Origin of the sequence: Kitasatospora sp. MAP5-34, assembly GCF_029894335.1 — a bacterium.
In the GTDB taxonomy this organism is placed as follows: domain Bacteria; phylum Actinomycetota; class Actinomycetes; order Streptomycetales; family Streptomycetaceae; genus Kitasatospora.
The window spans coordinates 55,636-81,009 of record NZ_JARXZC010000019.1; the positions used below are offsets into that span (position 1 = coordinate 55,636).

Sequence of the window (25,374 nt, forward strand, 5' to 3'; positions counted from 1 at the left end):
GAGCGGTGGGCAGGGTTTGGCGTGCCGCGCACCGGGCGCCCGCATCGGCGGGCTGCTGGGAGACTAGAGGGATCATCACTCGGATAACAAGCCCGCATCCTGAACGTCACATAATCATCACGAGATCCGGCGCGCGTGACACCGGGTCACTCCGACCGGGTTGGGTCAGATCCCGTCAACCCGTCGCGCTCAGGGCCGCATCGGCCTTGGTGAGGTTCTCATGCAGACGGTCCAGGTAGGAGCGCGCCGCCGAACCCGGTGTCACACCACGGGCGAACGCCAGCATGTTCCCGGCGCCGGTGTTGTAGCCCAGCGCGAGCAACTCGTCCTCGTTGAACGGCGCTGAGCGGTGTGCGGGGAGTTGGTCGGCGAGGTCGTGCAGGTACCAGGCCGCAGCCTCGATCGCGAGGTCCGGGTCGTCGGGCAGCTCGTCCCAGTTGCGGGTGGCGAAGTCGTGGCCCTGCTTGGTCTCGTCGAACGCCGCCCGGTGCATGTTGGCGATGCCGAAGGCGGAATCCGGTTTGAGCCGCTGCCAGGCGCGTTCGAGTTGGGGGTCGTGCGGCTTGTAGTCCTCGTTGTAGAGGATCGCCATCAGCAGGCGCGGGTCGATGCCCGCCTGGCCCGCCCGGGTGCGGACCTGGGTGGCGAAGTGCGCCGGGTCGTAGGAGTCGCTCCACTTCGAGTTCGAGGCGGACGGACTGGGTGCCGCGCTCCGGTCGGCGGTCGGCGTGGGTGATTGGGGCGTGGCACCCGTACCGGGGTGCGCGGGGGTGTGACCGCCGCGTGCCACGAGCCAGACGGCGACCACAGCCACCACCAGGGCCAGCGCCCGTCCGTACTTCCGTTGCGGGCCCACCACGTGCCTCCCCGGGAATCGATGCTGCCCATCCTGCCCGATCCGGCGTGGCGGCGGACTCGGTCGGTGGTGGGCCCGTTCCGCCCAGTGCGCGCCACCCGAGTGGGTGAACACCGGGTGTTTCGGGCTCGATCGGCAATCCGGGAGGGGGTCGGGCACCGAACGTGTGATTGGTGGGCCCGTAAACAGGAAGCGGGCCGGGAAACGAGACGGGGCATCATGCTCGCAGCACACACCGACCGCTCGGGGGCTACAACCGCTGCCCGGTTGCGCCTGGCCTTCGGCGCCCTGCTGCTCACCCTCGCGGTCAGCGCGTGCTCGAGCAGCTCCAGCGGATCGGGTACTGCCTCGGCCACCCCGAGCATCTCCGCTGCTGCCTCCGCGTCAGGGTCCTCCGCTGCGGCTTCGAGTACCAGTGCTGCTGCTCAGATCAGCATCAAGAACTTCCTCTTCAGCCCGGTCACCCTCACCGTGCAGCCCGGTGCGACGGTCACCGTCGTCAACAACGACTCCACAGCACACACCCTGACCGCCTCGGACAAGTCCTTCGACACCGGCGCGATCGATGCCGGTAAGTCCGCGACCTTCACCGCCCCGACCAAACCAGGCAGTTACCCCTACAGCTGCTCGATCCACCCGTTCATGCACGGCACCCTCACCGTCAGCTGACCGTCGTGACCACTCCTGGAACCAACGGGCGCCGGTACCGGCGCCGGGCCGTCGTCCGTGGTGTCCTCCGCGTGCTGGCCGCCGCCGGTCTCGCCGTGGACGCCGCCGTGCACGCCCGCCTCGCCGGTCAGTACGACGCGGTCACAGCCTCCGTCAGCGAGGGCGACCTGTTCCGCGTCGAGGCGGCGGCGGCGAGCCTGGCCGTCCTGCTGGTCCTGCTGTGGCGCCACCGGATCGGCGACGCCTTCGCCTGGTTGGTCGCGGCCGGTGGCCTCGCCGCACTGCTGCTCTACCGCTATGTCGACGTCGGTGCGCACGGGCCGCTGCCGGACATGTACGAACCCGTCTGGTCCACCGACAAGCTCACCGCCGTGTGGGCCCAGGCCGTCGCGGTGCTGGCGCTGACCGCGCTGCTGGCGTCCCGCAGGACGGGTAGGGAGCGTGGAACGCCGACAGCCGGGCGGGCACAGTGATGATGTGCCCGCCCGGCTGTCGGCGTACCGGAGGTCCTGAGGGCCCCGAGGGTCAGGCGGGTAGGCCCACGGCCCGCTCGCCGTTGCGGCGCTGCTGGATCACCACGGCGGCGACCAGCAGGGCGCCCTGGGCGACGTTCTGCCAGAAGTCGTTGATGCCCTGGACGGTGAGGCCGTTCTCCAGCGCGCCGAGCAGGGCGACGGCCAGCAGGGTGCCGCCGATGCCGCCCTTGCCGCCCTTGAGGGCGCAGCCGCCCAGCGCGGCGGCGGTGATCGCCTTGAGTTCCAGGCCCTCGCTGCCGGAGGTCGGCTGGCCGGACCCGGTACGGGCGGTGAGCAGGATGCCCGCGATGGCGGCGACCGTGCCGGTGAGGGCGTAGGCGGCGACCAGGTACTTGTTGATGTTGATGCCGGCGAGCCGGGCGGCCGTGTCGTTGCCGCCGATGGCGTAGATGTTGCGGCCGATGTCGGTGTACTTGAGCAGCAGGTGGACGGCCAGCGCGACCAGCACGAGGATCCAGATCATCACCGGCAGGCCGGCGATCTTGCCCCGGCCCAGGAAGACGAAGACGCTGTCGTTCAGCACGTAGCCCTGGGCCCGGCCGTTGGAGACGAGCTGCGCGACGCCCTTGTAGGCGGCGAGGCCGGCCAGGGTGGCGATGGTCGGGTTCACCCGTCCGTAGACGATGATGAGGCCGTTGAAGACGCCGACCAGCGCGCCGACGCCGATGGCCGCGCCCATGCCGAGCAGTGCGTTGGACCCGGCGGAGGTGAAGGCCATCGCGCTGACCACGGAGGCCAGGCCCGCCTGGGAGCCGACCGAGATGTCCAGGCCGCCGCAGATGATGACCACGGTCTGGACGACCGCCAGCAGGCCGGTGATGGTGACGGCCTCGCCGATCACCTGCATGTTGGACCAGCTGAGGTAGTTGGCGTTCAGCGAGCCGAAGAGTGCCATCACCACGGCGAGGCCGCCGATCAGGCTGAGGTTCTGGCCTCCGACGGCACTGAGCAGCGAACCGGCGCGGCGGGCGGGCACCCGGCTCTGGTTCTTGGCCGAAGTGCCCGGCTCGGTGGTGGCGGTGCTCATGCGGTCTCTCCAAGTACGGGGGCGGGGGCGGAGGTTACGAGGTCGTCGGCCATGGCGAGGGAGAGGATGGCTTCCTCGGAAGCCTCCTCGCGGCTGAGTTCGCCGGTGATCCGGCCGCTCTGCATGACGACGATCCGGTCGGCGAGGCCGAGCACCTCGGGCAGCTCGGACGAGATGACGAGGAGCGCGACGCCCTCCTTCGCCAGGTCGGCGATGATCTGGTAGATCTCCGCCTTGGCGCCGACGTCGATGCCTCGGGTCGGCTCGTCGAGGATCAGCACCTTGGGCTTGCGGGCCAGCCAACGGGCCAGCACGACCTTCTGCTGGTTGCCGCCGGAGAGCTTGCGGACCTCCTGCTCGATCGAGGGGGTGCGCACCCGCAGCCGGTCGGCGAACTCCTGGGCGAGGGCACGCTCGGCCGAGCGCCTGACGAACCGCCAGCGCCGCAGCCGTTCCAGCACCACCAGCGAGGTGTTGTCGCGGATCGTCCGGTGCAGGAAGAGCGCCTGGGCCTTGCGCTCCTCGGGGGCGAGGCCCAGCCCAGCCTTGATCACCTCGCCCGGGCGGCCCGAGCGCAGCCGCTTGCCGTCCAGCCGGACGGTGCCGCTGCGGATGGGCAGGTCCCCGGCCAGCGCGAGGGCCAGTTCGGAGCGCCCGGCGCCGACCAGGCCGGCCAGGCCGACCACCTCGCCGGCCCTGACCTGGAGGCTGATGTCGCGAACGGCGTCGGTGGTGACGTTCCGTACGTCCAGTACGACCCGGGCGTCGGCCGCGGCGGCGGTGCGGTCGGCGCGGGTGAACATGGTGGACAGGTCGCGGCCGACCATCAGCCGGACGATCTCGGTCTCGCTGGTGTTCGCGGCGTCGAGTACGCCGGCGACCGTACCGTCGCGGAGCACCGCGACCCGGTCCGCGAGCTGGAAGATCTCCTGCATGCGGTGCGAGACGTAGATGACGGCGATGCCCTGGTCGCGCAGCCGGCGGATCAGCGCGAAGAGCGCGTCGACCTCGTGCTCGGAGAGCGAGGAGGTCGGCTCGTCGAAGGCGATCGCCTTGGCCGCGCCGGTCAGGGCGCGCATGATCTCGACCAACTGGCGCTGGGCGGGCGTGAGTTCGGAACCCAGTAGATCGGGGTCGAGCACCCGGCCGAAGCCGAGCCGGTCCAGGTCCGCGTTGATCCGGCGGCGCAGCTCGGCGCGGTCCAGGCGGCGGCCCGCCTTGTGCGGCAGCGAGCCCGCGTACACGTTCTCGGCGACCGAGACGTGCGGGATGATCTCCGGTTCCTGCGGGATGATCCGGATCCCGGCGGCGCGGGCGTCGGCGGGGGAGCCCAGGGTGAGCGGCGCGCCGTCGAGCAGCAGGTGGCCCTCGGTGGGCTGGTGGTCACCGGTGAGGATCTTGAGCAGGGTGGACTTGCCGGCGCCGTTCTCGCCCATCAGGGCGGTCACCTGTCCGGCCGGGAAGTCGAGGGTGACTCCGCTGAGCGCCTGGACGGCGCCGAAGCGTTTGGTGATCCCGTGGACGCCGACCGTGCTGCCGGTTCTGGCACCGGTTCTGGCACCGGTTCGCTTGCCGGTGGCGGACGGTGCCGTCGGGGGGCTGGGGTCGGGGAGGGCGCTGTCGGCGCTGGTCATGGATCACCTCTGGGCACGGAGCGGAGGCCCGGGGTGGGGCGGGGAGAGCGAGCTCCACCCCGGGCGGGTTTCGGAGGACCGGTCAGCTGATCGGTGATCAGCTGCAGGTGAGGCCCGAGTCCTTCCAGTTGGTCGCGTCGACCATCTTGGTGCTGGCGAACGCCTCCTGCGGGAAGGCCTTGCCGTCCTTGAGCTTGTCGACCATGGTCTGGACGGCCAGGGCGCCGACGTCGCTGCCGTTGATGAAGAGCGCGGCCTTCATGCCGGACGGCTTGCCGCTGCCCCAGTCCTTGCAGGCGAGGTAGGCGCCGAGGCCGACGCCGATGATGTTGTCGGCGCTGACGCCCGAGTTCTGCAGCGCGGTGACCCCGCCCTGGACGTTCTCGTCGTTGCAGCCCCAGATCACCCAGTGCTTGACGCCCGCGTTGGCGGTGATGGTCGCGGCGACCTTGTCCTGCGCGTCGGTCGGGGTGTTGTCGGTGGCGACGTTGATGGTCTGCACCTGCCCGGCGTCCGCGAAGAAGGCCGAACCGGCCGCCTTGACGCGGTCGCCGCAGACCGTCACGTCCTGCTTCCAGGCCGAGATGATCCGGGTGTCGGCAGCCGTCCAGCCGGCCTTCTTGAACTCGGCAGCGGCGCGCTTGCCGACCTCGCCGCCCATCTGCTCACCGCTGAAGCCGATCCGGGGCACCAGGTCCTGGTGGGCGCAGCCGACCGGGTCCGGGCCGGTGGAGCAGATCTGGTCGTCGGAGGTGAGCAGCGCGACCTTGCCGTCCTTGGCGGTCTGGACCACCTGCGGGCCGACGGCCGGGTCCGGCACGACCATGATCAGGCCGTTGCTCTTCTGCGCGATGGCGGACTGCACCTCGCTGATCGTCTTGTTCGCGTCACTGCCGAGGTCGACGACCTTGAGGTCGACACCGAGCTGGGCGGCCTTCGCCTTGGCGCCGGCGGCCTCGCCGATGAAGTACTCCTGGTCGCCCTGCTTCTGCAGGTAGGTGATCGAGATCTTCCCGGTCACCTTGGCGACGTCGCCGCCGCCGGTCTGAGCGGTGGTCTGGCCGGTCGAACAGGCCGTCAGGCCCATCGCGACCAGCAGGCCGACAGCGGCGGCGGCACGGCGGCTGCGTGCAGTGAACATGAGTGCTCCTTCGCGCGGACACCGGGCATCAGGTGTGCGCGTCGCGGGGGTGCCGGGAGTGCGTGGGTGGCGGGGTGAACCGCCGGCCCGGCGCTGTCCGGCGAGGGGTGGGAGGGTGGCCGCGCTCGGGGGTGGCCGGTTCCGGGGACATGGATCTCGAGTCCTGGCGTACGCACCACCTCAGGCCCCGAGGAAGGGGTGGTGCGACGTTGAGCGCTCAATAATCCATCAGAACCAAACACCTTTAAACGCGATGCGACACATGACACCCTCTGCCATATGCGGCCGTCAAGGGGATGTCGGGCTTCCGGCCCGCTTGATATGTGCTTGTGACATTGCCTGCGTGTGGCAGGTGCCGCACCGGCCACGCGCCGGTCACGCACGTGCCGCCCGACCCGCCCGCACCCTGGGGGTGCGCGCGGGCGGGCGGCAGCGATTGTGGCGCCCAAAGATGTTGACTAATGGGTATTCATGTTCGAATGTGTTGGCATGGTGCCTGTCGGCCCGTTCGGCGGAGCCGGGCCGACAGGCACTGCGTGGAGCCCTCCGGCGGTCACCGTCAGCTGACCCTGCTTGCGACGTGGTCCGCCGGGGCAGGTTGCGGGGCGTGCCGGAGCCGGTCGGACTGACCTGGGGCCATGGCCCGAGCCGGTTGGAGTGCCGCGTCACCCCGCCGGTCGCAGGTCGCGCGGCAGGAGTGGTGACTCCTGGGCGTGGCGCAGGAGTTCGAGGTAGTCGGCCCGGGGGAGCATGGTGCCGCCCAGACTTCGGACGGCCGGGCTGTCCCACTGGGCATCGAGCAGCAGCCCGCCCGCCTCCGCGAAGCGGGCGGCCAGATCGGCGATCGCGACTCGCGCGGCGTCGGTACGGCGGTGGAACATCGAGTCCAGGCTGAGCACCGGCCCGACCTGCACGCCGAAGGCTCCGCCGATCAACTCGCCGTTCTCCCACACCTCGACGCTGTGTGCGTGGCCGTCCCGGTGCAGTCCGTAGAGGCCCTGCTTCAGTTGGTCCGTCAGCCAGCGCGGGCTGCGGCCGGCCCGGCACTGCTCGACGACCTGCGCGAATTCCCGGTCCACGCTGGTGGACCACCGCAGACCGTTGCGCAGCCGCCGGGCCAGCCGCCGCCCCAGCCGGACTCCGCCCGGAGTGATCACCGGCCGTGGGTCCGGCGACCACCAGGCCACTCCGTACGGCACTTCGGACGGCACCTCGCCACCCACACCGAGGACGGCGATGCTCCCCGCCGCGACGCGGTCCTCGTACAGGGCTTCGTTGAGGTACCGGCTGTACTCGTCCGCCGCCGGCAGCGGGTACGCGCCGGCCCGGTAGCCCGCCAGCAGTCCGGCCGGGGTCAGATCGGCGCAGAAGGCGGCCGGGGCGTCGCCGGGCGCCGCCGAGAGGTCGACCGAACTCCACGATCTCAGCGCCGCCACCACCGGCTCCTCCCCGTGCTCACGGTGCTGCCCGTAGCGGCTCCAGGAAGCCGCCGGCCAGCAGATCGTCGAGGTAGAAGTCGAGCAACTGGGCGTCCACGGGCGGGAATTCGATCCCGCTGCCGCGCAGCGCCCGTTCGGCCCGGGCGCGGGAGAAGAGCGGGAAGGTGGGCCGGAAGTACATCTCGCTGATGGAGAGGCCAGCCCCGGCGCACCGGTCCACGAACAGTGGGACGAACGCTGTCATCGGGTGCGTCGGGTGCGCTGCGGCGAACCGTACCAGCTGCTGGACCCAGTCGGGGTAGGGGAGTTGCTCGATCGGACAGCCCCGGGCCCGCAGCCGGTCGGCCAGTTCGCCGAGCAGTGCGTAGCGCGGGTTGGTGAGGTGGTAGACCTCCCCGGCGGCCGGGAGGTGGGTGGCGATGTGGGCGACCGCACGGGTGAAGCGGTCGGCGGGTACGAAGTCCAGCCAGAGCTCGACGTCCGGGCAGACCCCGCTGTCCGCGAGGAACTTGATGAGCGCGCAGATCTCCGTCCCGGTGTTCATCGTGCCGGTGGTCAGATCGCCCGTGACGTCGTTGACCCGGTGGATCGCGACCGGCAGTCCCGCTGCGGCCGCGTTGTGCAGCAGGGCCTCCGCGACCCACTTGCTCTCGACGTAGCCGACCGACAGCTGGTCGGGGTGGCCGAGCGGGGTGTCCTCGGTGACGTACCGGACGCCGGCCGGCCCGAAACCGGCCAGCACCGCCAGACTGGACACGTAGTGCACCGGTATCGACCTGGCGTGGCCCGCCAGCCGGAGGATCTCCCGGGTGCCGCAGACGTTGGCCGGGCGCAGATCCTGGTACGGGTAGAGGAAGTTGACCTGCCCGCCGCAGTGGTGGATGACGTCCAGGCTCGACGCCAGCGCCTCGAACCGCTCCGGCGCCAGGCCCAGCATCGGTTCGGTGAGGTCGCCGACCAGCGGGACGACCCGGTCCGCGACCGGCTCGTGGCGCAGGAACCGGCGGTGCGCCGCGCGGATGCGGTCCAGGGCCCGCTGCTCGTCCGGTGCCCGTGCCAGACAGTGGATGCGGGCCTCGGTGGTCTCCAGCAGGGTGTGCAGCAGGTGGGCTCCGCAGAACCCGGTGGCGCCGGTGAGCAGGATCTCGGCCGGGTGCTGCCAGCGCGGGGCCGGACCGCCGTTCCGGCGTACGGGGACGTCCAGGACCGCCTCGGCCGTGAAGTCCACCGGCTGCGGCGCCTCGCCCGGCGTGCCCGTCCGGGCGGAACCGGTCACCTCGGCGAACGCCCGCAGCGTCGGGTGGTGCAGCAGCGCGCGGGTCAGGAAGCGGATCTGGGTCACGCCGATCCCGAACATGATCCGGGCCCGCGCCAACATCTCCATCGCGATCAACGAGTTGCCGCCCAGGGCGAAGAAGTCGTCGCCCGGTGCCACCCGTTCGACCCCCAGCAGCTCGCACCAGAGCTGGGCGAGGGCGGCCTCCACGGCCGACCCGTTGCCGGGCGCGGCCGGCTCGGCGGGCGGCGGCCGCTGCGGGCCGGTCCTCGTGTCCGGCGTCAGCGGCAGTTGCTCGACGTGCACGAACGCGGACGGGACCATGTGCTCGGGCAGCCGGGCGGACAGGTAGGCGCGGACGCCCCGGTGGAAGGTGTCGGCCCGGGCCGGGGTGCGCAGCGTGAAGTAGGCCGTCAGCATCTTGCCGCCCTTGGGACGGTTCATGGCGACCACCTGGGCCCGGTCGACGGCCGGATGGGTGGCGAGCGCGGACTCGACCTCCGCCGGGTCGACCCGGAAGCCGAGCACCTTCACCTGCTGGTCGGTCCGGCCGGACAGTTCGAGCCGGGCGTCCGGCCGCAGCCGCCCGGTGTCCCCTGTCCGGTACATCCGCGCTCCCGGGACTCCCGCGTACGGATCGGGCAGGAAGAGCTCCGCCGTCAGCTCGGGCTGCCGCCAGTAGCCGCGCGCGAGGGGCCGGCCACCGAGGTAGACCTCGCCCTGTTCGCCGGGTCGCACCGGGCGCAGCGCGGCGTCGAGCACGTACAGCCGGGTCCCTGGCAGCGGCGAGCCGACCGGCACCGGGGCGGGCGGCGGGCCCAGCAGGTCGCCGGTGATCTCGGACATGGTGGAGGTGATCACCGTCTCCGTCAGGCCGTAGGCGTTGACCAGCCGGGTGCCCGGCAGCAGGCGCAGCGAGGTGAGGCAGTCCTCGGCGGGTACGGTGTCCCCGCCGACCACCAGCAGCCGCAGCACTGAGTCCAGCGGGCCGCCGCCGTTCGCGCTGCCGTTCGCGCTGCCGTTCGCGCTGTCCAGGAACTGGTGCCAGTAGGCGGGTGTCAGGTCCGCCACGGTGATGCCGAGCACCGGCAGCCGGTCGACCAGCTCGGTCGGGGCCCAGGTGCGGCGGCCGCCGAGGACGACGGCGGCTCCGCTCAGCAGTGGCGTGAAGATCTGTTCGAGCGAGGTGTCGAACCCGAGCGCGGCGAGCTGGAGTACCCGGTCCGTGTCGGACAGGCCGTACGCCTCGGCGGCCCTGGTGAGCGAGAGCGCCATCGAGCGGTGGCCGACCAGGACGCCCTTCGGGGTGCCGGTGGTGCCTGAGGTGTACATCAGGTACGCGAGATCGTCCGGGGCGGTGGCGTCGGTGGGGGTGTCGTCGGTGCCGCTGTCCGGTGCAGGGGGGTTCTCCACCAGTACGGGCGAGACGCCGCAGGTCCGGAAGCGCCAGCCGTGGTCACCGCTGGTCACCACCAGCCGGGCGCCCGCGTCCTCGGTGAGCTGTCGCAGCCGGCGGTCCGGGTGGGCCGGGTCGAGCGGCAGGAAGGCGCCGCCGGCCTTGAGCACCGCGAGCAGCGCGACCACCATCGGGATGCCCCGGTCCAGGCAGACCGGGACGATCATCTCCGCGCGGACGCCCCGGTCGCTGAGCGTCCGGGCCAGCCGGTCGCTGCAGCTGTCCAGTTCGCGGTAGCTGAACTCGCGGTCCTCGTCGACCACGGCCGTGGCGTCCGGCCGCCGGGCCGCCTGCCGTCGGAACAGCTCGTGCACGGTCGGGAACGGAGCGCTGCGGTCGCTCGGGGGAGTTCGCGTCCGAGGAGTTCGCGGGGGAGTGCCCGGCGGGCTCGGGGGAGTTGTTAACAGGGGAGTTCGCGGAGGAGTCTGCGGGGAAGTTCTTGGGGAAGTCGAAGCCGTCCACCGGGCCCGTACCTCGGCGCGGCACCGGTCGAGCGGGGCGGGCGCGCACACGCTGTGCCAACCGGCGGGGACCGGAAAGTCACCTGGCCAGATCGCGTACTGTCCTTCGCCGTTCAGCAGAACGGAGTTCAGCCCGGAATTCCGCGGTGGGGGAGGGTCGGATCTGTCCACTGGCCTGGACCTCGGAATGCTACGAGGGAGTGCTGACAGTGCCTGAGAGGGACGGGAGTTGCGTGGCCCGCCGGTGTGCGGGCCCCGCTTCTCGACTATAGCCACTCAGTGTGATCTATGTATGATAAAAAGGCCCGGCCAATGGCCGTCCTCCATGCATCGACCCTCCAAGCATCGACCTTCCCGCGTCTGTGAATCGCGTTCGTGACTCGCGTTCGTGACGCGGTGGAGGGAGGGAGCGGCGAAGGGAGAGGCTGCGTTGACATCTCGCCGACAACGTCTGATGGCCTGTTACTTCGGCTGGATGGCATTGCTCACCGTTGTCTACTACCTGAATCCCACCGAACGCATCGTCTGGTGGACCGGAATCGGGCTCAGCGGAGTTGCCGCCATCATCGTCGGGGCCCGGATCAACCATCCGGCACACGCACTGCCCTGGTATCTGCTCGCCGTCGCGAACTTGAGCTTCACGGCGGGTGAGGTGGTGCAGGTCATCCAGACCGACTATCTCCACCAGGTGGATTTCCCGTCGATCGCGGACGGTTTCTATCTCGCCGAGTATCTCCTCTACGCCGCCGGCGTCCTGGGGTTCATCCGCTGGCGGACGGCCCACCAGGACCGTGGCAGCGTGATCGACGCGCTGACGATCACCGTCGGCCTGGCGCTGCTCGTCTGGATCTACCTGATCCTCCCGTACGCGGTGAGTCCCGAGCTGACCTGGGTGCAGAAGGCGATCTCGATGGCGTACCCGCTCGGGGACGTCCTGGTGCTGGCGATGCTGCTCCGGCTGCTCGTCCCACGCGGCGGCAAGAGCACGTCGTTGCAGCTGCTGGCCGTCGGCACCGTCGGCATCCTGGTCTCCGACGTCCTGTACGGGTTGATCCAGCTGCACGGCGTCTGGCACATCGGCACGCCGGTCGACCTGGGCTGGGCCGCCTTCTACTGCGCCTGGGGTGCCGCCGCCCTCCACCCGTCGATGGTCGAACTCACCAGGCCTATCCCGGTCCAGCCGCCGCACATCACGCGCGGGCGGATCGCCCTGCTCGCCCTTGCCTCGCTGATCGCGCCGGGAGTGCTGCTGGTCGAGGTGAACCTCGGGGACTCCAGCCATGCCGGGGTGATCGGCGCGTTCTCGGCCGTCCTGTTCCTGCTGGTGCTGGCCCGGCTGTCCGGGGTGGTCATGATCCACCGGCACGCCGTCGCCAGGGAGCGGGCGCTGCGGGTGGCCGGCGCGGAGCTGACCTCGGTGGTGACGGTGGAGGAGGTGGCGGCGGCCGTCCGGGCGGCGGTGTCGACGCTGATGCCGAACGCTCCCCGCCATGTCGCGCTGCTGGCCCTCGGCGAGGACGAGTTCGTGCCGCCCCTGCCGGCCACCCGGGAGCCTCGGCTGGTGCCGGCCGGCGAGCTGGGCGGTGACCTCGCGACCCTGCTCGACGGCTCACCCAGCGCGCTGCTCTGCCCGCTGGCCCTGAAGGAGCGGCCGTCCGGCAACTCGCTGGTCGGGATGCTGGTGGTGGGCGGAACCGCGCTCGAACTCACCGCGTTACAGAGCTCGTTGGAGATCCTGGCGGCACAGTCCGCGCTGGCCGTCGAACGGGTGATGCTCAGCCAGGAGATCAACGTCCGTAACAGTGAGGCGTACTTCCGTACCCTCGTGCAGAGCGCGTCCGATGTCATCCTGATCCTCAACGAGGACGACAGTGTCAGGTACGCGAGCTCCTCGGCGGAGCGGGTCCTCGGCGAACCAGAGCTCGGCGGGACCCAGTTGATCGATCTCGTGCCGCCCGAGGACAGTCACGCGGTCGTCCTGGCGCTGGCGAAGATGCGCCGGGGGGACCACTCCGAGCAGGGCGTCCACTGGCGGCTGCTGCGCAGTGACCGCCGGAGCATCGAGGTCGAGGTGCGCTGCAACGACCTCCGCGACGACCCGACCGTCGGTGGTCTGGTGCTCACCCTGCGCGACGTCACGGACCAGCGCCAGATGGAGCGCGAGCTCACCCACCGCGCCTTCCACGACTCGCTGACCGGACTGGCCAACCGGGTGCTCTTCCAGGACCGGGTGGGCCACGCCCTCAGCCGGAGCGAGCGCCAGGGCACCGTGACCGGGGTGCTCTTCATCGACGTGGACGACTTCAAGGTGGTCAACGACACCCAGGGCCACGGTGTGGGGGACGAACTCCTGGTCGCCGTCTCGCTACGGGTCTCCACCGCGCTGCGGACCTCCGACACGGCGGCCCGGCTCGGCGGGGACGAGTTCGCCGTGCTGGTCGAGGACGCGCGCTCGCCCGCCGACGTCGGGGGGATCGCCGACAGCGTGCTCGCCGCCTTCGCGGAGCCGTTCAAACTCAGCGCCGGAGCCGTCCGGGTGTCCGCGAGCGTCGGTGTGGCGACTACCGAGGACAGCGCGGACTCGGCGGAACTGCTCAGCCACGCCGACCTCGCGCTCTACTCGGCCAAGGCGTCCGGCAAGCGCCAGTGGTGCCAGTACCAGCCGGCGCTCCAGGCCAGCCTGCTCGAACGGCACGAACTCAACGAGAGCCTCGACTCCGCGATCTCCGAGTCGGCCTTCTCGCTGTGCTACCAACCGATCGTCGACCTGGCGGGCGGCGGTCTGGTGGCCTTCGAGGCGCTGGTCCGCTGGCCGCACGCCCGCCGGGGCATGGTGCCGCCGGAGGAGTTCATCGCCCTGGCGGAGGAGAGCGGACAGATCGTGCCGCTCGGCGCCTGGGTGCTGGAGCGGGCCGCCGCCGAGGTCGCCCGCTGGCAGCGGACGAGTCTCGCACCCCGCGCCGACCGGGGCCGCCCCCCGCTGTACATCAGCGTCAACGTCTCCGCCCGGCAGCTGCGGGACGCCGGCTTCGTCGACATCGTCCGTGCGGTGCTGGACAGTTCGGGCATCCAGCCGGGCTCGCTCATCCTCGAACTCACCGAGAGCGTCCTGATGCGGCGTGACGACCGCGTCCGGGCCGACATGGCCACGCTCAGCGACCTCGGCGTCCGGCTCGCCATCGACGACTTCGGGACGGGCTACTCCTCGCTCAGCTACCTGCGGGAGTTCCCGATCTCCATCCTGAAGATCGACAAGTCCTTCATCGACGGGCTCGGGGTCTCGCCGCAGCAGTACGCACTGGTCGAGGGCATCAGCCGGATCGCCGACACCCTCGGGGTCCAGGTCATCGCCGAGGGCATCGAGACCATCGCCCAGCGGGACCTGCTGACCGCGATGGGCTGCCCGCTCGGTCAGGGCTACCTCTTCGCCGAGCCCCTGACGGTCGACCAGGCGGGCACGCTGGTACGTGACGACGCGGCCCTCGGGTCGCTCGACCTGCACCCGCAGGGGCGCCGACAGGTCTGAGGCGCGCAACCAGGAGGGGCGCCTCGCGGCCGCCGGGGAGCCCGGTTCCGAGCGGCAGGTCAGCGGCAGGTGTAGGTGAAGGAGGTCGAGGCTGAGTGGGCTGTGGGGGAGGTGACGTCCAGGACCGCCGTGGCCGCCATGGTTCCCTTCCCGTCGAAGGTCCAGCGCAGAACCACGTCGGTCCGGTGGCTGCCCTTGGCGACGGGCTGGGTGAACTCGCCGGAGACGGTGCCGTCGCTGCGCCGCCAACGGTGGGAGACCGTTCCGGCGCGGCCGTTCGTCTCCAGGGTGCCGGTGACGACGGCCCGCTGGGGTCTGCTGGCCGCAGGCGCGGGACTGCTGCTGTCCGTCTGGCCGCTCTGGGGGCTCAGCCGGTAGGGAGGTCCGGGACCGGCGGTGCCCTCGAACGACCTGGCATTCGCGGAAGTCGCCACCGCCTGCGGAGTGGAGGAGCGCACGCCGCCTGCGCGGTCTCGGCCCGCAGGCTCAGGCGAGGGCGGCGGCCAGCAGGGCGAAGGCGGCGATGAGGACGGCGACGCGGACGTAGTGGAAACGGTCCCAGCGGTTCGTCTGCTCCTTCCAGTCCTCGGGCCGGTTCTCGGGGGTCCACGTCTTGCTCTGGTTGTTGATCGGGACGAGCAGCAGAAGCGACATGATCACGCTGATGATCAGCAGTGCTCCGGCGGTGACGACAAGGCCGGTGCCGTGGTGGTGCCATCCGGCGATGGCCCAGACCGTGACGAGGACGAGCGAGCCGATGTACCAGACCGGCATCACGGCGCCGAGCATCCGGCCCCCGTGGGCGCGGCCGAGTTGGCCACTGTCACCGGGAAGTGCGTTGAAGATCGGGTTGATGACGAAGGCGACGGAGAACTCCACCCCCACCATCACGCCGAAAACCACGATGGTGACGACCTCGAGTGCGTCGAGCATGATGACCCCTCCTGGGATCTAGCGCCGCTAGGTGATGAGGTAACGCTAGTACTGCTGCCGCTCACTTGTCTAGCGATGCTAGGATCGAATCATGTCGGTACAGGAACGCAAGGAACGCGAACGGGCGGCTCGCGAGCGCCTCATCGTGGCGACGGCCCGCGAACTCGCCGAGCAGCAGGGCTGGGACTCGGTCACCACCCGCCGGCTCGCCGAGCGCATCGAATACAGCCAACCCGTCCTCTACAGCCACTTCCGCGGCAAGCGCGAGATCATCGGCGCCGTCGCCCTGGGGGGCGCCGCCGAGATGGCCGCGGCGCTGCGGGCCGCGACCTCTGCGGCGGACGGCCCGCGCACCCGGGTCGTCGCCCTCGCCCGCACCTATCTCGACTTCGCCGAACGCAACCCGGCGGTCTACGACGCCATGTTCCGGCTCGACGGCGGCCTGGCCTTCGCGGCCGAGGACACCCCGGAGCCTCTGAAGGACGCCTTCGCCGCCCTGCTGGAAAGCCTCGGCGAGGTCGCCGGGGAAGGCGTCCACCCGTCGCTGTTCACCGAGGTGTTCTGGGCGGCCCTGCACGGACTGGCCACCCTGACCCGGGCGGGACGGCTGCCAGCGGCGGAAGCCGAGCGGAGGGTGGAACTGCTGGTGGACCGGCTCGCCGTGATCTGACACACGCTCCGGGCGGAGGGGCAGCCGGGATCTTCCGGCCCGGCTGTCGGCCAACGGCATCGCCGCTCGGGAGCCACCGCACTGATGAAGTGCTGTACCGCGTTGCGGCTATCGGTGTTGGGGTCTGCTTCAGGGGGACGGAGGACGTGGTTCGCGGTCCCCGGCCTCGCCGTCGGGCGCTTTCTTGAACTCGATCACCAGCGACCCCCGGCGGCGCATCCGGGAGCCGGGGGCGGGCGTCTGGGCGGTGACCACCCAGACTCCAGGCCAGGTCAGTGCCCTGACGGGCGGTCCGTCCGGATCGGCGGCGGCGATGACCACGCCCGCCTCCCAGGCGACTTTCCGGGCGTCCGTCACGATCAGCCCGACGATGTCGGGAACGGTCACCTCGTCAGCGGTGCTTGGCCCCACCCAGCTCATGTCAGCCTCCCCGCGTGCAGCATCTCGCTGATCTCAGGCAGAGGGAAGACCTCAACCCAACCCGGTGAACGTATGCGGTCAGTACAACTGGGACCAGCCGTGCCGAGCCAACGCCGACTTGGGGAGACCCGTACAGGGGGGCGTCAGGACTGGGCCTGGACCCACCGCCGGGTATTCGTCGAGTGCCCAGCGGTGATCTTTGGGGCGGTGTCGAGGTGGGCTCCCGGTGGTGGGCAGGCGTGAGTGCCGGGTGGCCGGCCGGATTCGGTGCCCGCTCGGTGTGGCCAGGGGCATCCGTTCGGTGGCCGGGTAGGCCGTCGGTGAGTGGCTTCGCGGGAAGGACGGGGTGCCCGATGAGGCAGCAGGAGTGCCCCCTGGGTGTGGCCCGGTGGCTCCTTTTCGGGGGCGGCGGTGTCCTGGAGAGTCGGTTGCGGCCCGGAAGAGGGCGCGGTCGGCGGTAGGAAGGACGTTTCTCGTGGGAGTGCTGGTGGTGATGGGGGCCGAGCTGGCGTGTGCCTTCGGGCAGGGCGGCCCGGTGGCGCTCCTGGTCGAGCGCGAGGAAGTGGTGGTCGGTGGGTTGCCCGTCGCCACGGTCGTGGACAGCGAACCGCTGCTGAACATCCCGCCGTTCGGCCTATGCATGAGCGAGGAGAACCCGGAGGTCGCTGCGGCGACGGCTGCGGCGCTGGGCGTTCTCACTCCGATGCCGTGTGTCCCCGAGGTGCTCGCCCCCTGGGAGCCCGGCTCGGTGTCCGTGCTGGTCGGCGGCGTGCCCGCGCTGACCAACTCCTCGACGTGCCAGTGCGCTTGGGGTGGTCTGATCCAGATCGTCGCGCCGGGCCAGACCAGCACCGAGGTGGCGGGGTAGGCGGCCGGTCAGGGCCACCCGCCCCGCCACCTCGGGGGTCAGTGCCCGGAGTCGGAGGGTGTGGGTGTCGGCGCCGTGACCGAGCTGCCGCTGACGAACACGGACTCCGCGCAGGCCGTGGTGGCGGACGCGTCCGGCGGTGTCCCCGGCTTGCGGCAGTCGACCGACAGGACGATCTTGCTCTTCGGTGGTGCCTGGATCGGTGTCAGCCAGGGGAAGTTGCGGTCCCGGAAGTTCTCCAGTGCCAGCGTGGCCACCTCCGTCCCGTTGATGCTCACCGTGAGGGTGCCCTCGTCCCCCTGCGGGGCGTAGGCGGTGAGGTCGGTGAGCAGCAGCAACCGGCCGTCCGGCACCTTGTAGGACGCCTCCCCGTGGCCGCCGGGATCCGCCTTGGTGGTGAGCCAGGTGGAGAACCCCTGCCCGGGCCCCTGCGCAGGGCCTCCTGCGGCGCCGGGCCCGGCGGGTGGCGCGCTCTGAGCGCCGCCCGCACCCGGCCCGCCGCCGGCCCCGGGGGAGGCTCCCGCTCCGGCGCCCCCGCCGCCCGCCGCCGGGGAACCGCCGGCGCCGGGGGAGCGCGGCGTGCCGGGCGCCGATGCCGCCGCCGGGTTGACGGCGGCCTGCACGGCCTGCTTGACCTGGGCGTCGACCGACTCCCGGGCGGCGGACCGGACGGCCGGCCGGACCATGGTGAACCAGAGGGTCACCAGCGCCAGGGCCATCGCGGCCAGGCCGAACACCCACCCCGGGAGCAGCGGGAGTTGCTCGTACGTACCGGGCAGCACGGCGGGCTTGGCGGCAGGAGCGGTGGTGGTGGCAGGGTCGGGGTCGGTGGCGGGGGTCACCTCGACCTGGAAGGGATGCGGCTTCGCCTTGCCGCGCCACAGGCGCCGGCGGGAGCGGACGGTCAGGTCGGCGTAGACGAGTTCGCCCGGCCGGATCGTCAGCGTCCCTGGTTTGAGGGTCTGTTGGAGCCGTTCGGCGGAGTCGGTGGCGGCGAGCCGGATCTGCGCGGAGGTGTTGCCCAGGTTCTTGACCCCGACCTGGGTGCGCGCTCGGAGCCGCCCACTGGTCGTCCTCGGCAGCAGCTGAGCGTCCAGCTCGTGGAACGGCAGGACCCGGACGGTCCCCTCGGGCACCACCGCGCCGTCTGGGCGCTCCGAGGGCAGAACTCTTACGGCGTAGGGCATTTCTTCGGCGGGCAGGTCGGGCGAGCGCGGCGGCCGGAAGGTCAGGACGGCGTCCTCGGTGCGGCCGGGCAGGAGCGACAGGGTTGCGGGCTCCACCACGGCCCAGGCGGAGGTCGCGCCGACGACGTCCAGTCGGTACGACTCGACGATGTCGCCGTTGTTGCGGATCCGCACGGTGACGTGCTGCTCGCCGCCCGGCTCTACGGAGACGGAGGGCGTGTCCAGGTGGGCGGTTACGGTCATGGGCGCCGAATGTAGGCAGGATGCCCGCCGTCCGCAGGGGCGGAAAGGGAACACCTTGGGGCAGTCCTGCTTCCTGTTAGGGCGTTGTTAAGTGCATGGCAAGAAGGCTTCGCACAATGAGTACCCCCACCGGCGGGCCGACGGCTCGAGGCTCGGGCACATCGGCGTGCCCGATCGGCTCACGGTCGCCGTTACCGCCGCGTGCCGCCGTCGGTCGTGGCCGGTCGTCCGGTGGCGTCCGGTGTCGGTCCCTTGTCTTCACCCGTCTTCACCTGTCTTCACACCTGAGGAGCGTTGTGGAACGTGTCGCTGTCTTCCTCCATGCCGATGACCCGATCTCACAGTCGGGGGTCGTCAGCCAGTTGCGGATGTGCCCGGAACTCCGGGTGCTGGACGCGGCGGAGCAGGAGCAGGCGGCGGTCCTGCTCGTGGTGGCCGACAGCATCGACCCGCTGGTGGTGACGCTGCTGCGCAGGCTGCGCCGCCGCAGCATGACGGCCCGGCTGGTACTGGTGGTGTCGCGGATGGAGGACTCCGGCCTCGCCACGGCCGTCGAGTGCGGCGTGGTCGGCCTGGTCCGCCGCGCCGAGGCCACCTCGACCCGGCTGACCCAGGTGATCACGGCCGCCGCACGCGGCGAGGGCACGCTGCCGCCGGATCTGCTCGGCAGGCTGCTGGACCAGGTGGGCCGGCTCCAACGCCAGGTCCTCGACCCACGCGGGATCTCCTTCTCCGGTCTGGCCGCTCGCGAGATCGACGTCCTCAAGCTGGTGGCGGAGGGGCGTGACACCCGCGAGATCGCCGAGCAACTGGCCTACTCGGAGCGGACGGTGAAGAACGTGCTGCACGACATCACCAGCCGCCTCCAACTGCGCAACCGCTCGCACGCGGTGGCGTACGCCCTGCGGGAGGGCCTCATCTGAGCGGGAGCGAACGGCAGTTGCCGGGCCGGCAGTTCAGGTGGGACGAGAGGCAGCTGAGCGGGAGCAAAGGGAAGTTGAGGGCTGCGTCTGCCCGAAAGGGCCGAGGCTGCTTCCCCCCGACCGGCCCGTGCGGCCTGGTGACGGCGGGCCGGACGGCCGACGATGCTCCGGGGGTGTGCCCGTCGGCCGCGCCCGGCCCGTCCGGCCGCGCCGTCACGAGCAGCCGGACACGGGCCCCGTCGGACAGGGGCCCAGGGCCTACCCACCCATCCCGAGGGGACACCGCAGGTGCGAGGTACTCATCGCAGGCCGAAGGGCAGGCCGGCCGCCGCCCTGCTCGCCCTGGTCCTCGCGGCCGTCGGCCTGGTGGCGCTGCACGCGACCAGCGGCGCGGCGACCGCGAGCACTCCGGCCGCGCCCGGCCGGATCGCGTACGGCGGCACGCTGCACCGCAGCATCGGGACGATCGACATGGGGGCGAACGCGGTGGCGCCCGTCACGGTGAGTGCCCCCCTCTTCCCCGGCGGGCCGCAGCACTACGACGACGAAGTGTCCGCGCGAGGAAGCTCGGTGGTCTGGACGAGCCTGCGGGCCTCCGCCCTGCCCCAGGTGTACTTCCTCGGCCCGGCGGACGTCGTGCCGGTCCAGGTCACCAAGGACGTCGTGGGCGTCCAGCACCCGGCGCTCGCGCCGGGCGGGCGGCAGATCGCCTTCGCGGCCACGACCGGGCGGCCGGACGGTCAGCACGATCTCTGGGTGGTGAACCCGGACGGCACCGGCCTGCGCAGGGTGACCGACGGCACGGGGGACAACGTCTGGCCGACCTGGTCCCCGGACGGCACGACGATCGCCTTCAGCGGTGCCAGGGGTGCCGGCGGGTGCCGGCAGATCTACTCCGTCCCGGTGAACGGCGGTGACATCCGGCAACTGACCTTCGACCAGGACCCTCAGGTCTGCGCCGACCCGTCGGCCGGGAACACCGAGCCGGACTGGGACCCGGTGGCCGGGGACCGGCGCCTGCTGTTCACGTACACCGTGCCGGGTCCGCCGCCGGTCAGGCAGATCAAGGTGATGCTGGTGGGTGGCGGCGAGTCCGGCATCGAGCAGTCGCTGCTGACGCCGCCCATGGACTCCAGGGCCGGGAGCTGGTCGCCGGACGGCACCGAGGTGGCGTTCCTCAGCGCCGTCCCGCAGGTGGCCGGCTCGACGGCCGACCCGCTCGACTCGCAGGTGTACACGACCCAGCCCTTCCGCGCCCCCACGGACGCTCAGCTTCGGCTGGCGGAGCACCGCCGGCCAGGCACGCCGGCCTGGTACCTGCCCCCGACGGGCGGCTCCGAACTGGTGGTCGCCAGGGACACCGCCGCGACGCCCGGCACGATGGACCTGACGGACGTCCGGCCGGACGGCTCGGACCCGAGGGACCTGCTGGTGCCGCTGCGCGACATGGCCGCGCCCACAGGTAGTTGCGAGGCGAGCCAGCAGTACTCGCCGGACGGCCGCCGGATCGCCTTCACCAAGGTCGGCCCGGTCGGGGACTTCGTGGTCTGCCGGGTGTGGATCGCCGACGCCGACGGCACCAACGCCAGGCCGCTGGGCGGTGACGCCGCCCGGCCCGCCAACGAGGACGACGCCCAGCCGGCCTGGTCGCCCGACGGCACGCGCATCGCGCTGACCCGCGCCGCGCACGGTGACCACGCCGGCAGCGTGATCTCGGTGCTGGACGCGGCCACCGGCCACGAGTTCTACACCGTCCCCACGCCCGGCCCCGGCGTGTACGGCGTGCCGGCGTTCTCGCCGGACGGGAGCAGGCTCGCCTTCGCCCATTCCGTTTACGACGGCCAGGTCACCGTCCACGTCTGGTCCGTCCGGGCGAGCGACGGCACGGACCCGCGCGACCTCACCGCCGTCGACCGGACGATCAGCCACGACGACGAGAGCTGGCCGGCCTATTCGCCGGACGGGCGCACCCTGGTCGTCGCCGGAGGACCCCGGATCGGCTTGATGGACGCGGACGGGCGGCACGCCCGGACGATCCCGCAGAGTCCGGGCGTCTGCGCCGTGTTCGACACGAGCGACCGGTCCGACCGCTGCTCCGCCCCCTCCTGGTCCCCCGACGGCACCCGGCTGCTCGTCGACGTCGGCGACTCCCCCTCCTCGAGCCCGTACGATCACACCAGGCACCGATTCGTCGTGATCATGGACCCGGTCACCGGTAACTCGACCCGCCTCACCGGCGCCGGCCCGGGGCAGCAGGTGGCGCCCACCTGGCAGCCGACCGCAGACCTGAGCACCGCGGCCGAGCCGCCGGCGCCCACGCCCACCCCTGGCGGGGCCACCCGCCTGGTCATGGCGGTCACCAACCAGGGCCCCGCCGCCGACCCCGCCGTCCAGCTGACCGTCGCGCTGCCCGCCGGGCTGCACCTGACCGGCCTCAAACCGGACGCCGGGAGTTGCCGGGCGGCCGAATTCCACTGTGACCTAGGTACTCTGAAGAATGGTCAGACAGTCCGGGTCACGGCCGAGCTGGTCGGCGACGCGGCCGGCTCCCGACAGGTCGGCTGGAGCACCACAGGCTGGGTCCTCGACCCCGACCTCACCGACAACCACGCCGCTGCGGACGTCCCGGTGCCCGGCCCCTCGCCGACCCCCACCCCCACCCCGCCCCCGACCCCACCCCCCGGGCCGGATCCGGCCGTGCGGATCACCGCCCCGGCGGCCCCGGCGTACGTGGGCGGGCCCGTCACCGTCACGTACCTCGTGACCAACCGTGGCGGCCGCCCGGCGAGCGGAGTCCGGCTGCTCCCGGTGATCCCGACCGGCCTCGCGGCCTCCCGCTGGCCAGCCGGCTGTGATCCGGTCGGCGGCTGTCCGGTCGGGGATCTCGCGCCGGGTGCCTCGGCCATGGTGCAGCTGGTGATCGTCCCCGGTTCGGCGGGCACGTTCGACCTCGCGGCGACGGCCACCACCACCGGCCCGGACACGGTGCCGGCCGACAGCCGCGCCGCTCAGCAGCTGACGGTACGTCAGCCGGTCATCGTGGCCGCGCCGCCGATCGGCCCACCGGGGTTCGTGACCTCCGTACGCGGCCGTGACTTCCCGCCGGGCCTGCCGGTGACCCTGGCCTGGAGGCCGGGAATCACGGCCGTGGCCGCACCGGCCGTGCCGGCCGCCGACGGCAGCTTCACGGCGCAGCTGTTGATCATGAGCGGCGACGATCCCGGCGCCCGCAGTATCACCGCCACCGGCACGGGCTTCGCCACGGTCGGTACGCCCTTCCTGGTGGAGACCCCGTCCTGGGGCCTGCCGTCGCTCGCCGGGCAGGTGGGCGGGTGATCCACGAGATCGACGAGGCCCTGCACGGGCTGCTCGCCGGCGAGGTGCTGGGCACGACCGGCATCGAGGTCGTCTTCGACGCGCCGACCCGGGAGTGGGCGGCGCGGCGCAACGCACCCACCGTCAACCTGTTCCTGTACGACATCCGCGAGTCGGTGGCACACCGTCAGCAGGGCCGGCGGCCCGAGTACGCGGCGGACGGCACGGTGGTCGCCGTCCACGGTCCGCCGCGCTGGTTCGACCTGTCCTACCTGGTCACGGCCTGGACCAAACGACCGCAGGACGAGCACCGGCTGCTCTCGGTGCTGCTCGCCGGACTGCTGGGCCGTGGCTCGCTGCCCGCCGACCGCCTCACCGGCTCGCTGGCCGCGCTCGGCCTGGACGTCGCCTACACGATCGCGCTGCCGCCGGGTGAGGGGCGGGCCCTGGCCGACGTCTGGTCCGCGCTCGGCGGGGAGTTGAAGCCCTCGCTCGACCTGGTGGTGACGTCGCCGATGCCGGCCGTCCGGCAGCTCGTCGGGCCTCCCGTCACGGACGCCCTGCTGGTGCATGCGGTGGACCGTACCGTGGACCGTACGGACGGCCGGGCCGAGCTGCGGCGCCCGCGCTACGAGGGCGACACCGAGCAGCCCGGCGTGACACCCCCCGCAGTGGGCGCACGCCGGGTCCGTGGCGAGGCCGGGCGGCGTCCCGCTGCCGGGCCGGTGCCCCGGTGACGGCCGAGCTGCCCGACCGGGCCGGGCAACTCCATCTCGCCGCCCGGCTCCGGCTGGTCGAACACCGCGTCCGCCGGGCCGTCGAGCTGCGCCGCAGCGCGGACCCGAAGCCGGACGACCCGTTCCGTGGGCTGTACCTGTCGGAGGAGGCCGTGGACCGCCTGCTGGACGGCAGGGCGCCGTCCGACGGCCCGTCAGGTGCGGACGAGGCCGAGCTGCTCGACGTGGAGCTTGCGGCCGACCGGGCCGAAGCCGACGGCGCGCGGCTCCCGTTGCGGGCGCTCGCCCGGAGCTTCGCGCTCACTCCGCTGGACGTCGAACTCCTGCTGGCCGCCCTGCTGCCGGACGCGGACAGCCGGTTCGAGCAGCTGTACGGCTACCTCAACGACGACGTCAGCCGACGCCGGGCCAGCGCGGGGCTCGCACTGGAACTCGTCGGGGCCGGACCGCTGCATGCCGCCGCCCGGGCCGCCCTGGCGCCCTCGTCGGCCCTGGTCGCCGGCGGACTGCTGCTCGTCGAGGAGCCCGAACGCCCCTTCCTCAGCCGTTCCCTGCGGGTGCCGGACCGGGTGACCGCCCACCTGCTGGGCGACGACACCGCCGGGCCGGCCCTGCGGCGGCTGCTCGTCCCCACGACCGGCCTGCCGTCTGCCGCCGCTGCGGAGCTGGGCGCCGCGCTGCGGACCGGCGTCCGGCTGGTCTACCTGCGCGAGGAGCCGGGCGGCTCCGCCGCCGCCCTCGCCACGGCCGCGCTGGCGGCGGCGGGCCGGGGTGTCCTGCGGCTCGACCTGGCGGCGCTGGCCGCCGAACCGGCCCCCGAACAGGCGCTGGCCCGGCTGGCCAGGGAGGCCCGGCTGTGCGGCGCGGGAGTCGTGGCCGGTCCGGTCGACGCGCTGGTCCAGGAGCGCTCCCGGCTGCTCCGCCCGCTCGCGGCGCTGCCCGTCCCGGTGCTGCTGACCGGCCGGTCCGGGTGGGACCCGGAGTGGGCCGACGACAGCCCGCTGCAGCTCGCCGCCGACCGGCTCACGGCGGCGCAGCGCGCGCAGCTCTGGCTGGACGCCCTGGACGGCGCCGAGTTGGAGGGAGGTGTGCAGGTCTCCCGGGTGCTCGCGCCGTTCCTCCTGACGCCGGATCAGATCGGCCGGGCCGCCCGTTCGGCCCTCCGGCAGACGCTGCTCACCGGCGGCGGGCCGGTCTCGGCGGCCCACCTGCGGGCCGGGGTACGGGCGCAGAACGCCGCCGGTCTGGAACGCCTCGCCCGCCGGGTGGAGCCCGCCGTCGGCTGGGACGACCTCGTCCTGCCGCCCGCCACGGCCGCCCAGCTCGGCGAGCTGGCGCTGCGCGCCCGGCACCGGGACACCGTGCTGGGGGAGTGGCGGATGCGTCCCGGCGGGGGACGCGGCCGGGGAGTGATGGCCCTGTTCGCCGGGGACTCCGGCACGGGCAAGACGATGTCGGCCGAGGTGCTCGCCGCCGACCTCGGGCTCGACCTCTACGTGATCGACCTCTCCACGGTGGTGGACAAGTACGTCGGCGAGACGGAGAAGAACCTCGAGCGGATCTTCACCGAGGCGGCCGGGGTGAACGGAATCCTGCTCTTCGACGAGGCGGACGCCATCTTCGGCAAGCGCTCCGAGGTCAAGGACGCACACGACCGCTACGCCAACATGGAGAGCGCCTACCTCCTCCAGCGGATGGAGTCCTTCGACGGCATCGCCGTGCTGACCACCAACCTGCGCGCCAATCTGGACGAGGCGTTCACCCGGCGGCTGGACGTCATCGTGGACTTCCCCGTCCCGGCCGCCGCCGAGCGCCGCTCCCTGTGGGACCGCTGCCTCGGCCGCGACCTGCCGCGCGCCGACGACCTCGACCTGGACTTCTGCGCCCGCTTCGAGCTGGCCGGCGGCTCGATCCGGGCCTGCGCGGTGACGGCCGCCTACCTGGCGGCCGACGCGGGACGGCCGCTCTGCACGGCCGACCTGGTCGCGGCCGTGCAGAGCGAGTACCGGAAGCTCGGCCGCCTGGTCCTCGCCCACGAGTTCGCGCCGTACGTGTGA

At 72.1% G+C, this 25,374-nt stretch carries 19 protein-coding genes; 9 read left to right on the plus strand and 10 right to left on the minus strand.

Annotation, left to right across the window (positions count from 1 at the left end; translation table 11 throughout):
• Window positions 1-175: 175 nt before the first annotated feature.
• Window positions 176-856: a transglycosylase SLT domain-containing protein gene (locus P3T29_RS17455; protein WP_280717409.1), complete on the minus strand. Its 681-nt coding sequence runs from the start codon at window positions 854-856 to the stop codon at window positions 176-178.
• Between the two features lie 219 nt (window positions 857-1,075).
• Between P3T29_RS17455 and P3T29_RS17460 the strand changes: the two genes are divergently transcribed.
• Window positions 1,076-1,525, plus strand: coding sequence for a cupredoxin domain-containing protein (locus tag P3T29_RS17460; protein WP_280717410.1), 450 nt, complete (start codon window positions 1,076-1,078; stop codon window positions 1,523-1,525).
• Between the two features lie 5 nt (window positions 1,526-1,530).
• Entirely contained in the window at window positions 1,531-1,998 is a 468-nt protein-coding gene (locus P3T29_RS17465; protein ID WP_280717411.1) for a hypothetical protein, read from the plus strand.
• Between the two features lie 52 nt (window positions 1,999-2,050).
• Here P3T29_RS17465 and P3T29_RS17470 read toward each other — a convergent pair whose 3' ends face one another.
• The 5 genes from P3T29_RS17470 to P3T29_RS17490 form a co-directional block, all read right to left on the minus strand.
• A complete protein-coding gene (locus tag P3T29_RS17470; protein ID WP_280717412.1) occupies window positions 2,051-3,088 on the minus strand; it encodes an ABC transporter permease in 1,038 nt (345 codons plus the stop codon).
• Complete coding sequence (locus P3T29_RS17475) at window positions 3,085-4,722, minus strand: sugar ABC transporter ATP-binding protein (RefSeq protein WP_280717413.1); 1,638 nt, start codon at window positions 4,720-4,722, stop codon at window positions 3,085-3,087. The genes P3T29_RS17470 and P3T29_RS17475 overlap by 4 nt, the downstream gene beginning before the upstream one ends.
• A gap of 97 nt (window positions 4,723-4,819) precedes the next feature.
• On the minus strand, window positions 4,820-5,863 hold the full coding sequence (locus tag P3T29_RS17480; protein WP_280717414.1) for a substrate-binding domain-containing protein: 1,044 nt from the start codon (window positions 5,861-5,863) through the stop codon (window positions 4,820-4,822).
• A 665-nt stretch (window positions 5,864-6,528) separates the two neighbouring features.
• Window positions 6,529-7,299, minus strand: a complete 771-nt coding sequence (locus tag P3T29_RS17485; protein ID WP_280717415.1) for a leucyl/phenylalanyl-tRNA--protein transferase — start codon at window positions 7,297-7,299, stop codon at window positions 6,529-6,531.
• A gap of 19 nt (window positions 7,300-7,318) precedes the next feature.
• The gene (locus P3T29_RS17490) at window positions 7,319-10,348 is read right to left on the minus strand and encodes an amino acid adenylation domain-containing protein (RefSeq protein ID WP_280717416.1); all 3,030 of its coding nucleotides are present in this window, start codon (window positions 10,346-10,348) and stop codon (window positions 7,319-7,321) included.
• A gap of 622 nt (window positions 10,349-10,970) precedes the next feature.
• On the opposite strand from P3T29_RS17490, the gene P3T29_RS17495 reads away from it, so the two are divergent.
• The gene (locus P3T29_RS17495; protein ID WP_280717417.1) at window positions 10,971-14,021 is read left to right on the plus strand and encodes an EAL domain-containing protein; all 3,051 of its coding nucleotides are present in this window, start codon (window positions 10,971-10,973) and stop codon (window positions 14,019-14,021) included.
• A 59-nt stretch (window positions 14,022-14,080) separates the two neighbouring features.
• Here the strand turns inward: P3T29_RS17495 and P3T29_RS17500 are convergent, their stop codons facing one another.
• Entirely contained in the window at window positions 14,081-14,455 is a 375-nt protein-coding gene (locus P3T29_RS17500) for a hypothetical protein (RefSeq protein WP_280717419.1), read from the minus strand.
• Between the two features lie 52 nt (window positions 14,456-14,507).
• Window positions 14,508-14,954 carry a DUF1772 domain-containing protein gene (locus P3T29_RS17505; protein ID WP_280717420.1) on the minus strand — a complete coding sequence of 149 codons (447 nt, stop codon included), beginning with the start codon at window positions 14,952-14,954 and terminating at the stop codon, window positions 14,508-14,510.
• A gap of 91 nt (window positions 14,955-15,045) precedes the next feature.
• On the opposite strand from P3T29_RS17505, the gene P3T29_RS17510 reads away from it, so the two are divergent.
• Complete coding sequence (locus tag P3T29_RS17510) at window positions 15,046-15,624, plus strand: TetR/AcrR family transcriptional regulator (protein ID WP_280717421.1); 579 nt, start codon at window positions 15,046-15,048, stop codon at window positions 15,622-15,624.
• A gap of 129 nt (window positions 15,625-15,753) precedes the next feature.
• Here the strand turns inward: P3T29_RS17510 and P3T29_RS17515 are convergent, their stop codons facing one another.
• A complete protein-coding gene (locus P3T29_RS17515; RefSeq protein ID WP_280717422.1) occupies window positions 15,754-16,044 on the minus strand; it encodes a PASTA domain-containing protein in 291 nt (96 codons plus the stop codon).
• A gap of 475 nt (window positions 16,045-16,519) precedes the next feature.
• On the opposite strand from P3T29_RS17515, the gene P3T29_RS17520 reads away from it, so the two are divergent.
• Complete coding sequence (locus tag P3T29_RS17520; protein WP_280717423.1) at window positions 16,520-16,912, plus strand: DUF4280 domain-containing protein; 393 nt, start codon at window positions 16,520-16,522, stop codon at window positions 16,910-16,912.
• 38 nt (window positions 16,913-16,950) lie between these two features.
• Here the strand turns inward: P3T29_RS17520 and P3T29_RS17525 are convergent, their stop codons facing one another.
• Window positions 16,951-18,342, minus strand: a complete 1,392-nt coding sequence (locus P3T29_RS17525; protein ID WP_280717424.1) for a hydrolytic protein — start codon at window positions 18,340-18,342, stop codon at window positions 16,951-16,953.
• Between the two features lie 296 nt (window positions 18,343-18,638).
• Here P3T29_RS17525 and P3T29_RS17530 point away from each other — a divergent pair, with 296 nt between their 5' ends.
• The 4 genes from P3T29_RS17530 to P3T29_RS17545 all read left to right on the plus strand — a co-directional run bounded on the left by P3T29_RS17530 (window position 18,639) and on the right by P3T29_RS17545 (window position 25,374).
• Window positions 18,639-19,265, plus strand: a complete 627-nt coding sequence (locus P3T29_RS17530; protein WP_280717425.1) for a response regulator transcription factor — start codon at window positions 18,639-18,641, stop codon at window positions 19,263-19,265.
• 288 nt (window positions 19,266-19,553) lie between these two features.
• Window positions 19,554-22,601, plus strand: coding sequence for a hypothetical protein (locus tag P3T29_RS17535; RefSeq protein ID WP_280717426.1), 3,048 nt, complete (start codon window positions 19,554-19,556; stop codon window positions 22,599-22,601).
• Entirely contained in the window at window positions 22,598-23,317 is a 720-nt protein-coding gene (locus P3T29_RS17540; protein WP_280717427.1) for a DUF4255 domain-containing protein, read from the plus strand. The genes P3T29_RS17535 and P3T29_RS17540 overlap by 4 nt, the downstream gene beginning before the upstream one ends.
• Window positions 23,314-25,374: an ATP-binding protein gene (locus P3T29_RS17545; protein WP_280717428.1), complete on the plus strand. Its 2,061-nt coding sequence runs from the start codon at window positions 23,314-23,316 to the stop codon at window positions 25,372-25,374. Before P3T29_RS17540 ends, P3T29_RS17545 begins: the two co-directional genes overlap by 4 nt.

What these genes read in the sequence shown, in the direction of transcription:
- P3T29_RS17505 (WP_280717420.1), bottom strand. Translation starts at nt 14,954, where the DNA reads ATGCTCGACGCACTCGAGGTCGTCACCATCGTGGTTTTCGGCGTGATG.
- P3T29_RS17470 (WP_280717412.1), bottom strand. Translation starts at nt 3,088, where the DNA reads ATGAGCACCGCCACCACCGAGCCGGGCACTTCGGCCAAGAACCAGAGC.
- P3T29_RS17480 (WP_280717414.1), bottom strand. Translation starts at nt 5,863, where the DNA reads ATGTTCACTGCACGCAGCCGCCGTGCCGCCGCCGCTGTCGGCCTGCTG.
- P3T29_RS17460 (WP_280717410.1), top strand. Translation starts at nt 1,076, where the DNA reads ATGCTCGCAGCACACACCGACCGCTCGGGGGCTACAACCGCTGCCCGG.
- P3T29_RS17475 (WP_280717413.1), bottom strand. Translation starts at nt 4,722, where the DNA reads ATGACCAGCGCCGACAGCGCCCTCCCCGACCCCAGCCCCCCGACGGCA.
- P3T29_RS17495 (WP_280717417.1), top strand. Translation starts at nt 10,971, where the DNA reads ATGGCATTGCTCACCGTTGTCTACTACCTGAATCCCACCGAACGCATC.
- P3T29_RS17510 (WP_280717421.1), top strand. Translation starts at nt 15,046, where the DNA reads ATGTCGGTACAGGAACGCAAGGAACGCGAACGGGCGGCTCGCGAGCGC.
- P3T29_RS17525 (WP_280717424.1), bottom strand. Translation starts at nt 18,342, where the DNA reads ATGACCGTAACCGCCCACCTGGACACGCCCTCCGTCTCCGTAGAGCCG.
- P3T29_RS17515 (WP_280717422.1), bottom strand. Translation starts at nt 16,044, where the DNA reads ATGAGCTGGGTGGGGCCAAGCACCGCTGACGAGGTGACCGTTCCCGAC.